The 12,932-nt window shown below is 57.3% G+C and carries 15 protein-coding genes; 6 read left to right on the top strand and 9 right to left on the bottom strand.

The features are described from left to right. Positions 1 to 53 precede the first annotated feature (53 nt). Positions 54 to 1,244 (bottom strand): nitrate regulatory protein NasR, encoded by a 1,191-nt coding sequence (gene nasR / locus JLG71_RS11195; protein WP_014838764.1) that lies wholly within the window; start codon positions 1,242 to 1,244, stop codon positions 54 to 56. A gap of 68 nt (positions 1,245 to 1,312) precedes the next feature. Between nasR and JLG71_RS11190 the strand changes: the two genes are divergently transcribed. Together JLG71_RS11190 and JLG71_RS11185 are read left to right on the top strand one after the other, a co-directional pair. Next, on the top strand, positions 1,313 to 1,666 hold the full coding sequence (locus tag JLG71_RS11190; protein ID WP_014229754.1) for a DsrE/DsrF/TusD sulfur relay family protein: 354 nt from the start codon (positions 1,313 to 1,315) through the stop codon (positions 1,664 to 1,666). A 238-nt stretch (positions 1,667 to 1,904) separates the two neighbouring features. Then, positions 1,905 to 2,147: a DUF1883 domain-containing protein gene (locus JLG71_RS11185; protein WP_002910387.1), complete on the top strand. Its 243-nt coding sequence runs from the start codon at positions 1,905 to 1,907 to the stop codon at positions 2,145 to 2,147. Between the two features lie 35 nt (positions 2,148 to 2,182). Here the strand turns inward: JLG71_RS11185 and JLG71_RS11180 are convergent, their stop codons facing one another. After that, a complete protein-coding gene (locus tag JLG71_RS11180; RefSeq protein ID WP_004851874.1) occupies positions 2,183 to 2,863 on the bottom strand; it encodes a gamma-glutamylcyclotransferase in 681 nt (226 codons plus the stop codon). A gap of 150 nt (positions 2,864 to 3,013) precedes the next feature. Further along, the gene (chaB, locus tag JLG71_RS11175) at positions 3,014 to 3,244 is read right to left on the bottom strand and encodes a putative cation transport regulator ChaB (RefSeq protein WP_009651994.1); all 231 of its coding nucleotides are present in this window, start codon (positions 3,242 to 3,244) and stop codon (positions 3,014 to 3,016) included. A gap of 265 nt (positions 3,245 to 3,509) precedes the next feature. On the opposite strand from chaB, the gene chaA reads away from it, so the two are divergent. Next, positions 3,510 to 4,610 carry a sodium-potassium/proton antiporter ChaA gene (gene chaA, locus JLG71_RS11170; RefSeq protein ID WP_004121802.1) on the top strand — a complete coding sequence of 367 codons (1,101 nt, stop codon included), beginning with the start codon at positions 3,510 to 3,512 and terminating at the stop codon, positions 4,608 to 4,610. Positions 4,611 to 4,697: 87 nt separating this feature from the next. On the opposite strand, the gene kdsA is transcribed toward chaA, so the two are convergent. The 6 genes from kdsA to hemA are packed head-to-tail and all read right to left on the bottom strand — an operon-like array spanning position 4,698 to position 10,017. Then, complete coding sequence (kdsA, locus tag JLG71_RS11165) at positions 4,698 to 5,552, bottom strand: 3-deoxy-8-phosphooctulonate synthase (protein ID WP_004851877.1); 855 nt, start codon at positions 5,550 to 5,552, stop codon at positions 4,698 to 4,700. 39 nt (positions 5,553 to 5,591) lie between these two features. After that, a complete protein-coding gene (gene sirB1 / locus JLG71_RS11160; protein WP_004851879.1) occupies positions 5,592 to 6,404 on the bottom strand; it encodes an invasion regulator SirB1 in 813 nt (270 codons plus the stop codon). 3 nt (positions 6,405 to 6,407) lie between these two features. Beyond that, a complete protein-coding gene (gene sirB2, locus JLG71_RS11155; RefSeq protein WP_004851880.1) occupies positions 6,408 to 6,800 on the bottom strand; it encodes an invasion regulator SirB2 in 393 nt (130 codons plus the stop codon). After that, positions 6,797 to 7,636, bottom strand: a complete 840-nt coding sequence (prmC, locus tag JLG71_RS11150) for a peptide chain release factor N(5)-glutamine methyltransferase (RefSeq protein WP_182158058.1) — start codon at positions 7,634 to 7,636, stop codon at positions 6,797 to 6,799. The genes sirB2 and prmC overlap by 4 nt, the downstream gene beginning before the upstream one ends. After that, positions 7,636 to 8,718: a peptide chain release factor 1 gene (gene prfA / locus JLG71_RS11145; protein ID WP_004851884.1), complete on the bottom strand. Its 1,083-nt coding sequence runs from the start codon at positions 8,716 to 8,718 to the stop codon at positions 7,636 to 7,638. The genes prmC and prfA overlap by 1 nt, the downstream gene beginning before the upstream one ends. Before the next feature lie 42 nt (positions 8,719 to 8,760). Then, the gene (gene hemA, locus JLG71_RS11140) at positions 8,761 to 10,017 is read right to left on the bottom strand and encodes a glutamyl-tRNA reductase (protein ID WP_004851885.1); all 1,257 of its coding nucleotides are present in this window, start codon (positions 10,015 to 10,017) and stop codon (positions 8,761 to 8,763) included. A gap of 273 nt (positions 10,018 to 10,290) precedes the next feature. Here hemA and lolB point away from each other — a divergent pair, with 273 nt between their 5' ends. The 3 genes from lolB to prs all read left to right on the top strand — a co-directional run bounded on the left by lolB (position 10,291) and on the right by prs (position 12,880). Then, entirely contained in the window at positions 10,291 to 10,902 is a 612-nt protein-coding gene (lolB, locus tag JLG71_RS11135) for a lipoprotein insertase outer membrane protein LolB (protein ID WP_004851888.1), read from the top strand. Continuing rightward, complete coding sequence (gene ispE / locus JLG71_RS11130; protein ID WP_009651969.1) at positions 10,902 to 11,750, top strand: 4-(cytidine 5'-diphospho)-2-C-methyl-D-erythritol kinase; 849 nt, start codon at positions 10,902 to 10,904, stop codon at positions 11,748 to 11,750. Before lolB ends, ispE begins: the two co-directional genes overlap by 1 nt. 182 nt (positions 11,751 to 11,932) lie before the next feature. Next, a complete protein-coding gene (gene prs / locus JLG71_RS11125) occupies positions 11,933 to 12,880 on the top strand; it encodes a ribose-phosphate diphosphokinase (protein WP_004103157.1) in 948 nt (315 codons plus the stop codon). The last annotated feature ends 52 nt before the right edge of the window (positions 12,881 to 12,932 follow it).

The following is a 12,932-nucleotide window of genomic DNA, read 5'->3' as shown; positions in this document are numbered from 1 at the left end:
TTGAGGCAAAAACTGCACCGTCGGCTGGCAACATATGCCCACTGATTGTGCATCTACTCCTTAGGTGGTACTTGCCATAGCGACTTCACCGTCAGCAGCGCGCGGGCTATCTCAACCATGCGCTGATTTTTGTCCATCGCCATTTTACGCAGCGCCTGCCAGGCCTGCTCCTCCTGCATTCCCTGGTGGGTCATCAGCACGCTTTTGGCTTTTTCAATCAGCTTGCGCTCTTCAAGCGCATCTTTTAACGACGCGAGCTGGGCGGAGAGCTGCTGTAGCTCATGGGCCTGCTGGCGCACCAGCGGCAACAGCTGCTTATCCAGCCGCAGGGCTATACCGTCCTCCTGCCAGTCGGCGGGCGGCACCTGGACCTCCCGATCGTCTCCCTCCAGCAGCGCATCGGCCGCGTTAAGCAGGTCTGCGATCAGCCGCTCTTCCACGCCGCGCAGCTGCTCAAGACGCTGGGTCTGAACGCAAAACCAGCGCAGCGCCGTTTCTCCCTCGTCCGGCGGCGGCTGGCGGGTGCAGGCGACCCGCCGCAGCTGTTCAATTTCCAGGCCGGCCTGGCACTGCTCAACAAACAGAACGGTTTGCGGCGAACTGGCTAAAGCCTGAAAAGTGTCAAAACAGGGCTGCTGGCCGTCAATGCGGTCCACCAGCTGCTGGCGCAGCTCATCGCTGAACTGTCCGCGAGCAAAGCCCAGCGCGCCCAGCGCGCGCTCCTGTCCGACCAGCTCTTTCCCCTGCATAAAGCTGTAAAGCGCGACCATCCGCCCGGCGATTTGCGGATCGTCGATACTGTCGTTGAGCTGCGGAACGATATTCAACAGGTGGCGGATAATGCGGCTAAACTGCCCGGTGGCCTCTTCGGCGGCAATCTCCAGGCCGCGCACGCGTTTACGCAACGCGACAAGCTGCGTCAGATACCACACCGCGCAGGCAATGCGCCAGCAGAGCGCGCTGCTGGCGGCATCGCGGGCAGGTTCCAGCGCCGCATAAAACCGCGTGAGCTGCTCATCAACCAGCGCCGCGCCCGCCCGGCACTCCGCCGCGTATAGTCTGCCGCCCGAGCATAGCCAGATATTTGACGCGCCGCGCTCGCACTGCAGCATATGCACCAGCGCGCTTATCTGGCCTGCCAGCGCCCCCTGCTGCGCCAGCTGGTGCAGCTGCCGCTTCTGTAAGCGACGCGCGCGCGCAAACCAGTCGACCACCTCAGGCGTATTACCCGCCACATTATTCATACCCTTCCCCCGGGTTAACGCTTTATACTTCAGCCAAGCAATAACCGTGCCTTATAGAAGGAGTCCTTATGCAACGTATTGTGATTATCGCTAACGGTGCCGCCTACGGCAGCGAATCCCTGTTCAATAGCCTGCGTCTGGCTATCGCCCTGCGCGAGCAGCAGTCTGACCTCGAACTGAAATTATTTTTAATGTCTGATGCGGTGACCGCCGGCCTGCGCGGACAGAAGCCAGCGGAAGGCTACAACATTCAGCAGATGCTGGAGATCCTCACCGCGCAAAACGTGCCGGTGAAGCTGTGTAAAACCTGCGCTGACGGCCGGGGAATCGGCGCGCTGCCGCTGATTGATGGCGTGGAGATTGGCACCCTCGTCGAGCTGGCGCAGTGGACGCTGGCGGCGGATAAAGTCCTGACCTTCTAAAAACCCGCCATTCAACGGGATTAAATATTAAGCTGGCGGCGTTTGTTAACCGAAAACAATGTCAGCTGAATGCTTTCAGGCACAACGTCATTTTTGTTTAATCTTTATTCCTTTTTTTGATCAAAATCAGCATCTGCCCCCCTCCCCTTTGGTGTTATGCACAGAGCAAAGTGTGAACAATATCACGCGGGTTAATGGGCTGGCAGGATGCTGTAGACAGAAACGGGGTCGAGATTAAATGGCAATGGTAAAAGCAAGTTTAACGTTGTTTGGCGGTGATACGTTGGTGGTGCGTTGTTCCGAACGCTGCCACATTCACCTGATGAGCGCCAAAGTGCCTGGCGATAGTCATGCGGATATTCTGAGTGTGCAGGACAGAGATAGCGCGTATCTGACCGTGCCTTACAGCGGCACCTGGAACGTTCTCATCGACAGCCACAGCCAGTCGCTGGAGCACTCCATCAGCTACGTTCCCGCCTGATAGCAAACGCCCGGGGAAACCCGGGCGATATACTCTTAAGCCAGCCCGGGCTGGCTGCTTTCCCCCAGCAGATGACGCACCTTGCCGACTAAATCGTCGAGGCAGGCATCGTACATCCCGAGTTTCCGCAGCTCCTGATCGAGCGAGAACAGATACTGAGCGTTGGTGCCAAGCGGGCCGCTGGCGCGCGCTATCAGCGGCGCAATCACCTGCGCGCTGGTGTCCGCCTCAAACAGCGGATGACGCGGGTCCATAATAAAAACTAATGCATTGACGGTGCGGCCATCGTCCAGATCCAGCTTGCACCAGGTCGGCAGGTAGCAGCCGGTGATCATCTCCCGCTTCCACAGCAGGGTCAGCTCTTCTTCGAGAGTGTCATCAGGCAGGCGGTAGGCAACGCCGGTGGTGCGCCCGCCCTCTTTCAACGCCAGCATTCGACCCGGCTGAGTGGCGCTACCGCGCCCGGCGGTGAGCCGCAGGCAAAACGCGCGGTGCCAGCCCGGTAGCGTACCGGTACAGGATTCGCGATACTCCAGCGCCGGATTCCACATCAGCGAACCGTAGCCAAAGATCCACACCGAGCCATCGTCCGGACGACAGGCCAGGGTCGCCGCCAAAGAGGCTGCCCGCTGCTCTGCCGACCAAAGAAGCGATTCCTCAATAGCGCCAAACGCCGTTTTACAATCCGCATTCAGTAAGAAATCACGCGTTAACACTTTCTACTACCTCCGCCACTGCCCGCTTCCCGGCGATTATCTGGTGCCATCCGTGAAGTATTGCCGAATTATTATCCAGCTTTATTTGACAATAAGCAATGAACGAGCCGCGGGCAAGGGCTCAGGCAGCACATGAGGTAGCAAAAGCGATTACTTCTTCTTATGCCACTTATCATCATCGCCTTTTTGGTACTCATTTTTCACCGCCGCCCAGGCGACTTTGTGCGCCGTCTCTTCACGGCTGGCGTCATCGCGTCGGTCTTCTTTATGCTTATACTGGTCCCAGGCGCTGTTAAAGGCCTCTTTGTAAATCTCCTGGGCATGCGCAGGCAGAACGTGCTGAACGCTGTCGGGTAATTCACTTTTGTTGCTATAGGGCATGGCGACCTCCAGATTTAAGGTGAATAGTCAGTCTGTCAGGCGATTTACCGGCTGGCAAGGCGATGGATAAATGAGAAAGATGTTTTAGTAATTATCTGAATAATAAATACAAAACGATAGTAACCGCAGTTTATGGCAATCTACCACTTTTCCATGGTCAGAGTGGTAAATTTAAGTAAAAAAACAAAGTAGTTCGATCAATGTCTGTTATTTTATTAACTTACAGTATCTATAATTATAACACCTGCACACCTGGAGATAATTCATGACCGATGCACATGAGGCGGTGAAAACCCGCCACAAGGAGACCACCCTCGCCTTTCCGGTTCTGGCGCTGGCGGTGCTGTTTTTCTGGGGAAGCAGCCAGTCACTGCCAGTGGTCGTTGCCATTAATATCCTGGCGCTGGTCGGGATTCTGAGCAGCGCGTTCAGCGTTGTTCGCCACGCCGACGTTCTGGCGCACCGCCTTGGCGAACCCTATGGTTCGTTAATTTTAAGCCTTTCAGTAGTTATTCTCGAAGTCAGCCTGATTTCCGCATTAATGGCCACCGGCGACGCCGCGCCGACCCTGATGCGAGATACGCTTTATTCAATCATCATGATTGTTACCGGCGGGCTGGTAGGTTTTTCTTTATTGTTGGGCGGGCGCAAATTCGCCACCCAGTATATGAATCTGTTCGGCCTTAAACAGTACCTCATCGCCCTCTTTCCGCTGGCGATCATCGTCCTGGTCTTTCCCATGGCGCTGCCCGGGGCTAATTTCACTACCGGCCAGGCGCTGCTGGTTGCGCTGATCTCCGCCGCCATGTACGGCGTGTTCCTGCTGATTCAAACGAAAACGCACCAGAGCCTGTTTGTTTACGAACACGAGGATGACGGCGACGACGATGATCCGCATCACGGCAAACCGTCGGCCCATAGCAGCAAGTGGCACACCGCCTGGCTGCTGGTACACCTGGTTGCGGTTATCGCCGTGACTAAAATGAACGCCAATCCGCTGGAGACGCTGCTGACCAGCATGAATGCCCCCGTCGCCTTTACCGGCTTCCTGGTCGCGCTGCTGATCCTCTCTCCGGAAGGCCTTGGCGCGCTGAAAGCGGTCCTGAACAATCAGGTCCAGCGGGCGATGAACCTGTTCTTCGGCTCCGTGCTGGCCACCATTTCCCTGACGGTACCGGTGGTGACGCTTATCGCCTTCCTCACCGGCAACGAACTGCGCTTTGGCCTTGGCGCGCCGGAAATGGTGGTGATGGTCGCCTCGCTGCTGCTGTGCCAGATATCGTTCTCTACCGGGCGTACCAACGTGCTGAACGGCGCGGCGCACCTGGCGCTGTTCGCCGCCTACCTGATGACCATTTTTGCCTGAACCTTCCCCGGCGGCGTCCGCCTGTCGGGGAGATAAAAAAAGCCTGCCGGTTTTGCAACGGGCAGGCTTTTGTCATTTCAGCGACGGTTACTTGCTGGTATCGAGCTCATCGAAGCCTTTAACCAGATCGTCGATGGCTTTCATCTGCTTGAGGAACGGCTCCAGTTTATCCAGCGGCAGCGCGGACGGACCGTCGCATTTCGCGTGCTCCGGATCCGGATGCGCTTCAATAAACAGGCCGGCGATACCCACCGCCATCCCGGCACGCGCCAGTTCGGCAACCTGCGCGCGGCGTCCGCCGGAAGCGGCGCCAAACGGGTCGCGGCACTGCAGAGCGTGAGTAACGTCGAAGATAACCGGTGAGTTATTGGAGGCTTTCTTCATCACGCCAAAGCCCAGCATGTCGACGACCAGGTTATCGTAGCCGAAGTTCGCGCCGCGATCGCAAAGGATCACTTTGTCGTTGCCGCCTTCGATAAACTTATCGACGATATTGCCCATCTGGCCCGGGCTCACGAACTGCGGTTTTTTCACGTTGATCACCGCGCCGGTTTTCGCCATCGCTTCAACCAGATCGGTCTGACGGGCGAGGAACGCAGGCAGCTGAATAACGTCCACCACGTCAGCGACCGGCTGAGCCTGGCTGGCTTCGTGAACGTCGGTGATGATTTTCACGCCGAACGTTTGTTTCAGCTCCTGGAAAATCTTCATCCCTTCTTCCAGCCCCGGCCCGCGATAGGAGTGGATGGAAGAACGGTTAGCTTTATCAAAAGAGGCTTTAAACACATAAGGAATACCCAGCTTCTGCGTGACGGTCACGTAGTGTTCGCAGATACGCATCGCCAGATCGCGGGATTCCAGCACGTTCATGCCACCAAACAGCACGAATGGCAGGTCGTTTGCTACGTTGATATCACCAATGCTAACCACTTTTTGTTTCATAAGTTCGCCTTATCAGGGTGTAACCGGAATGGTTTCAGACTAATGCAATGTAATTTGTTTGTGCGAAATGGTGTTGATCTGCGCGCGGATCATCTCGCTGATGGGATCCTCCGGGCACTGTTCAACGAAGTAACTGAGGTCCTGCAGCGCCACGTGATCGCAATCCAGCTGGGCGTATATCAGTCCCCGGTCGCGAATTTCGTACGGGTCTTCCGGATTGAACTGCAGCAGCGCTTCGCTGGTCCGTAACGCCAGCTCCATCTGCCGCTCTTCCATCAGCGCCGATTTGAGCGTGTCGAGCAGCTTGCGGATCACTTCCGCGTTGTCGGCTTCATCGAGGTCTTCGTTAAACAGCTCGGCGACCGGACTAATATTGCCCTTCAGCCACACTTCCAGCGTATGCTCGTTAAGCGTTTCGCCGTTAAATGGATTAATGAGCCACATCTCTTCGCTCTCTTCAGGGTCGGCGCGCAGCAGCATCTGGGTCGGAAAAATCACCGGCACCACCGGCAGCGCCAGACGCTGAGCAATCCACAGCAGGATTGCGCCTAGCGATACCGCGCTACCCTGACGATTGTTCAGGACTTTATCAAGCCAGAGCACGTCGGACAGGCGGTAAACGCCGCGCGAATCGCTAAAGCCCCAGTCATGATAGAAAAGCTCCAGCAGACGTTCTATCTGGCGCTCCTGGTCCCACGAAGCGGCAATCTCCTCACGCGCCAGGCCCAGCAGCCGCTCCAGCTCATCCTGCACATAGTGCGTCGGAAAATCGTCGCGGATTAATTCAGAAATGAGGACCATGCCGTCGCATAACGGCGCTTTATTAAATTCGAAATCAGCTAACGACCTCATGCCTTACCCCAGTAACGGTGTTCTTGTGATGGCGAGTTGAATAATGATAAACAACACCACCAGGGCCAGCAGAAAGGCGACAAACCGGCTCTGCTGACTGCGCTGGCGACGACGGCCCAGCGCGATAAATCCCAATGCGATATAAATGATAACGCCAAACAGCTTCTCAGTCAGCCATGTACCCTCTTCGGTAAACGGCAGATAGTGCGTTATTGCCATTAGTCCGGCGCCGCTGAGAAACAGCAGCGTATCGCTACAGTGCGGCGCGATACGAACCCAGCGCTGGTCGAGCAGACGGTTACCGCTCCAGCTCCACCAGTAGCGCAGCACGAACAGGCTCACCGAAACCACCACGCAGGCGATATGCAGATACAGTACCGCGTTAAACAGATTCATACGCCTCCCTGATATTGCCCGAGCGTCAGACGCTCGTTGTCTCCGTAGTCGCGACAGGTGGCAATATTGCCATAACCCGCCGCGCGAAAGATTGCGCGCACGGCTTCCCCCTGCCTCCAGCCGTGTTCCAGCAGCATCACGCCGCCGGCAGCCAGATAGCGGCGGCCTTCGCGGATGATATGCGCCAGATCGGCCAGACCGCCATCGGCGGCGACCAGCGCCGTTTTCGGCTCAAAGCGCACATCGCCCTGCGCAAGATGCGGGTCGGTTTCATCGATATAGGGCGGATTGCTGACGATGATGTCGAACTGCTGCCCGGCGAGCGCGCTAAACCAGTGGCTTTGCAGTACCCTGACGTTAGGGATAGCGAGATGTTCAGCGTTACGCGCCGCCAGTGCCACCGCGTCGGGCATTACGTCAACGGCGGTGACGTGGCAATCGGGGCGTTCGCTGGCCAGCGCCAGAGCGATGGCCCCGGTGCCGGTGCCGAGATCGAGAATGCGGCACGGCTTGTCGGATAACCGCGCCAGCGTCTGTTCAACCAGGCATTCGGTATCCGGACGCGGGATCAGCGTGGCGGGAGAAACGAACAGCGGCAGCGACCAGAATTCGCGCTGGCCCACCAGATGAGCCACCGGCTCGCCCCGGGCGCGACGGCTGAGCAGCGTTTCCAGCTCGGCGGCCTGCGCCGCCGTCAGCGCCGTTTCGCCAAAGGCGAGAATATAGGTCCGCGCTTTGCCGGTCACGTGACCCAGCAGGATTTCGGCATCCCGGCGCGGGCTTTCACTTTGGCTCAGGCGGACGATGGCCTGCGTCAGCCACTGCTGAAAAGTCATCATTCCTGCTCGGAAAGGGCGGCCAGCTGATCGGCCTGATATTCCTGAACGATCGGCTCAATCAGCATATCCAGCTTGCCTTCCATCGCTTCGTCCAGACGGTAAAGCGTCAGGTTGATGCGGTGATCGGTCACGCGGCCCTGCGGAAAGTTATAGGTGCGGTTACGATCGCTGCGATCGCCGCTGCCCAGCAGGTTACGGCGCTCTGAGGCTTCCGCCTGCTGGCGCCTTGAAACTTCCGCGGCGCGAATACGCGCGCCAAGCACCGACAGCGCTTTGGCTTTGTTTTTGTGCTGAGAACGTTCGTCCTGACACTCGACGACGATGCCGGTCGGCAGGTGGGTAATACGGATCGCCGAGTCGGTGGTGTTAACGTGCTGACCGCCCGCGCCGGAGGAGCGGAAGGTATCGATGCGCAGATCGCTCGGGTTGATATCCGGCATTTCGGCTTCCGGCAGCTCCGGCATGACCGCCACGGTGCAGGCGGAGGTATGGATACGCCCCTGGGATTCGGTAGCCGGCACGCGCTGTACGCGATGGCCGCCGGATTCGAACTTCAGTCGCCCATAGACGCCGTCGCCGCTGATTTTGGCAATCACTTCTTTAAAGCCGCCGTGCTCGCCTTCGTTGGCGCTCATGATTTCCACGCGCCAGCGGCGTGATTCCGCGTAACGGCTGTACATACGGAACAGATCGCCCGCGAACAGCGCCGCTTCATCGCCGCCGGTACCGGCGCGAACTTCAACAAACGCGTTACGCTCGTCGTCCGGGTCTTTTGGCAGCAGCAGAACCTGCAGCTGCTGCTCCATCTGCTCACCCTTTTCTTTCGCTTCGCGCAGCTCTTCCTGCGCCATTTCGCGCATTTCCGGGTCGTCGAGCATCATCTGCGCGGCTTCGATATCATCCTGCAGCTGACGCCAGTCGGTGTAGCAGCGGGCGACGTCGCTCAGCTGTGCGTATTCGCGCGACAATGCGCGAAATTTATCCTGATCGGCGATGGTTGCGGCATCGCCGAGTAGCGCCTGAACTTCCTCATGGCGTTCGTAAAGGGCTTCCAGTTTGGCAACAATAGAAGGCTTCATAGGCGTGAATTCACCCTGTCCTAAAAAAGAGAGAAAGGTGCGCTATTCCAGCCCGAGGCTGTTGCGCAGAATATGCAGGCGTTCATCATCCCCGTCACGGGCGGCCTGCTGAAGAGATTTGGTTGGCGAGTGGATCAGGCGGTTAGTCAGCTTACGCGCCAGATCCTGCATGATTTCCTGCGCATCGCCGCCCTGATTGAGCGCAGCCAGCGCTTTTGCCGTCAGCTCCTCGCGGACCTGCTCGGCCTGGGAGCGATATTCGCGGATAGTCTCGCTGGCGCTCTGAGCGCGCAGCCAGGCCATAAATTCGCTGGCTTCCTGCTCGACAATGGTTTCCGCCTGCACCGCCGCGGCTTTACGCTGCGCCAGATTGTGCTGAATGATGTTTTGCAGATCGTCCACGCTGTAGAGATAGGCGTTCGCCAGCTTGCCAACCTCCGGTTCGACATCGCGCGGAACGGCGATATCCACCAGCAGCATCGGCTGATTGCGGCGCGCCTTCAGCGCGCGCTCCACCATCCCTTTGCCAATAATCGGCAGCGGGCTGGCGGTAGAACTAATAATGATATCCGCTTCTTTTAGCCGTTCGTCGATGTCGCTCAGGGCGATCACCTCCGCGCCGACTTCATCGGCCAGCGCCTGAGCGCGCTCGCGGGTGCGGTTAGCAATCACCATCTTGCGCACCTTATGCTCGCGCAGATGGCGGGCCACCAGCTCGATAGTCTCACCGGCGCCAACCAGCAGCACGGTCACGCTGGAGAGTGATTCGAAGATTTGTCGCGCCAGGGTACAGGCGGCAAACGCCACGGAGACCGCGCTGGCGCCGATATCGGTTTCGGTACGCACGCGTTTGGCCACCGAGAACGACTTCTGGAACATGCGCTCCAGCTCGCTAACGTTCAGGTGACCACGGCTGGAGTCGGCAAAGGCTTTTTTCACCTGCCCGAGGATCTGCGGCTCGCCCAGCACCAGCGAATCCAGGCCGCTGGCGACGCGCATCAGATGGCTAACCGCCTCGTTATCCTGATGCCAGTAGAGGCTTTTGCGCAGGTCGTCTTCATTTAAACCGTGGTAGTCGCACAGCCAGCGGATAAGCACTTCCTGAAGGTTATCCTGCTCTTCGACGCTGAGATAGAGTTCCGTGCGGTTACAGGTCGACAGCACCACCCCGCCCTGCACCATTGGCTGGGCCAGCAAGCTCTCCAGCGCCTGATCGAGCGTATCCGGCGAAAACGTTACGCGTTCTCGCAGCGCTACAGGAGCTGTTTTGTGGTTAATGCCAAGAGCTAAAAGCGTCATTGTGAGGGAGTAGTACCAGCGTTGCTAAGGTTAGTCTGCAGGCATCATACAGGATGCGCGTAATCAATAAAAGAGAGGCTCCCCTTTTGGAGTAATAGCTAATCTGTAATAGCCATTAACGGTAATTTTTTGATTTCAGACAACTTGAACGTAGACGCTACCGTCCGGCAACGCTAGCATTAATGGTTATAATTGTAACCCGCTACACAAATCGGCCGCCTGTTTCTCCCATTCGCCGCATTTCACTGTAGACATCAAGGATTTGTCATCATTATGAATCGACTGTTCCGCCTGTTGCCGCTGGCAAGCCTCGTTCTGACCGCCTGTGCGATTAATGCTCCGAAAGGGCCGGGTAAAAGCCCGGATTCTCCACAGTGGCGTCAGCACCAGCAAGATGTCCGCAATCTTAATCAGTTCCAGACGCGCGGCGCTTTTGCTTATCTTTCTGATGAGCAAAAAGTCTATGCCCGCTTCTTCTGGCAGCAAACCGGCCAGGACCGCTACCGCCTGCTGCTGACTAACCCCCTCGGCAGCACCGAGCTGTCGTTAACCGCCCAGCCGGGCAGCGTGCAGCTGATTGACAATAAAGGCCAGACCTATACGGCGACCGACGCCGAAGAGATGATTGGCCGCCTGACCGGCATGCCGATTCCGCTCAACAGCCTGCGCCAGTGGATTATTGGCCTGCCGGGCGAGGCCACCGACTACTCGCTTGACGATCAGTACCGCCTGCGCGAGCTGAACTACACGCAAAACGGCAAAACCTGGCACGTAACCTACGGTGGCTACACCTCGGACACCAAACCTTCGCTACCGGCCAATATGGAGCTTAACGACGGCAGTCAGCGCATCAAGCTGAAAATGGATAACTGGATTGTGAAATGATGACCCGCTGGCCTTCTCCCGCAAAGCTGAATCTGTTTTTGTATATTACCGGGCAGCGCGCCGACGGTTACCACACCCTGCAGACGCTGTTTCAGTTTCTGGATTATGGCGACACGCTGACGATTGAACCGCGCGACGATGGCCAGCTGCGTCTGCTGACGCCGGTTGACGGCGTGCCGGATGAAGAGAACCTGATTATTCGCGCGGCCAGGCTTTTAATGCAGGCCGCAGCCCAGGCCGGGAAGCTTCCTGCGGGCAGCGGCGCCGATATCAGCATCGACAAGGTTCTTCCGATGGGCGGCGGCCTCGGCGGCGGTTCGTCCAACGCCGCGACCGTACTGGTGGCGCTGAATCACTTATGGGGCTGCCATCTCTCGGAAGATGAGCTGGCGGCGTTGGGTCTACAGCTGGGCGCCGACGTGCCGGTGTTCGTGCGCGGCCATGCGGCCTTTGCCGAAGGCGTCGGAGAAATTCTCACCCCGGCCGAACCGGAGGAAAAATGGTATCTGGTGGCCCATCCGGGAGTGAGCATTCCCACGCCGATCATTTTTCGCGATCCGGAACTCCCGCGCAATACCCCGTCAAGGTCAATTAATACGTTATTAAAATGTAAATTCGGCAATGATTGCGAGGTTATCGCAAGAAAACGTTTTCGTGAGGTTGATGCAGCGCTTTCCTGGCTGTTAGAATATGCGCCGTCGCGCCTGACTGGCACCGGTGCATGTGTGTTTGCTGAATTTGACACTGAATCCGCCGCTCGTCAGGTGCTTGAAAAAGCCCCGGCATGGCTGCATGGCTTCGTAGCGCGAGGTGTTAATATCTCTCCGCTCAAGCAGGCGCTGCGCTAAGTTCTGCTCATTATAGCAAATTTGGTGAAAACGCCGGGGAAACTGAGTTACGGTGACAACGTCACCCTGTTCCAGACGTTGCATCGGGCTCTTTAAATACACCGCCTGGATGAAATCGTGCCCACCCGCACCGTTTTTGGCCCATTTCATCCACCACTGGACGCATGCCTGAGGTTCTTCTCGTGCCTGATATGAAGCTTTTTGCTGGTAACGCCACCCCGGAACTAGCACAACGTATTGCCAACCGCCTGTACACTTCTCTTGGCGACGCCGCTGTAGGTCGTTTTAGCGACGGCGAAGTCAGCGTACAAATCAATGAAAACGTACGCGGTGGTGATATTTTCATCATCCAGTCCACTTGTGCTCCCACCAACGACAACCTGATGGAACTGGTTGTTATGGTTGATGCTCTGCGTCGTGCTTCGGCAGGTCGTATCACCGCTGTTATCCCCTACTTCGGTTATGCTCGCCAGGACCGTCGTGTTCGTTCTGCTCGTGTGCCTATCACCGCGAAAGTGGTTGCTGACTTCCTGTCCAGCGTCGGCGTTGACCGCGTTCTGACCGTTGACCTGCACGCAGAACAAATTCAGGGCTTCTTTGACGTTCCGGTGGATAACGTATTCGGCAGCCCGATCCTGCTGGAAGATATGCTGCAGCTGAACCTGGATAACCCTATCGTGGTTTCTCCGGACATCGGCGGCGTGGTTCGCGCTCGCGCTATCGCCAAGCTGCTGAACGATACCGATATGGCTATCATCGACAAACGCCGTCCGCGCGCTAACGTTTCTCAGGTGATGCACATCATCGGTGACGTCGCCGGCCGTGACTGCGTAATGGTTGACGATATGATCGATACCGGTGGTACCCTGTGTAAAGCTGCGGAAGCGCTGAAAGAGCGCGGCGCGAAACGCGTATTCGCCTACGCCACGCACCCGATCTTCTCCGGCAACGCCATCCAGAACATCAAAAACTCTGTGATTGACGAATTCGTCGTCTGCGATACCATTCCGCTGACGCCGGAAATCAAAGCGCTGGAAAAGGTACGTACTCTGACGCTGTCTGGTATGCTGGCCGAAGCGATTCGTCGTATCAGCAACGAAGAATCTATCTCTGCTATGTTCGAACATTAATCGAGCCCGGCTCAAAAACCCGCTGCGGCGGGTTTTTTTGTCTCTGAACCTT

The sequence above is a fragment of the Klebsiella michiganensis genome, assembly GCF_015139575.1.
GTDB lineage: Bacteria > Pseudomonadota > Gammaproteobacteria > Enterobacterales > Enterobacteriaceae > Klebsiella > Klebsiella michiganensis.
This window is presented reverse-complemented; position numbering and strand designations above follow the sequence as displayed.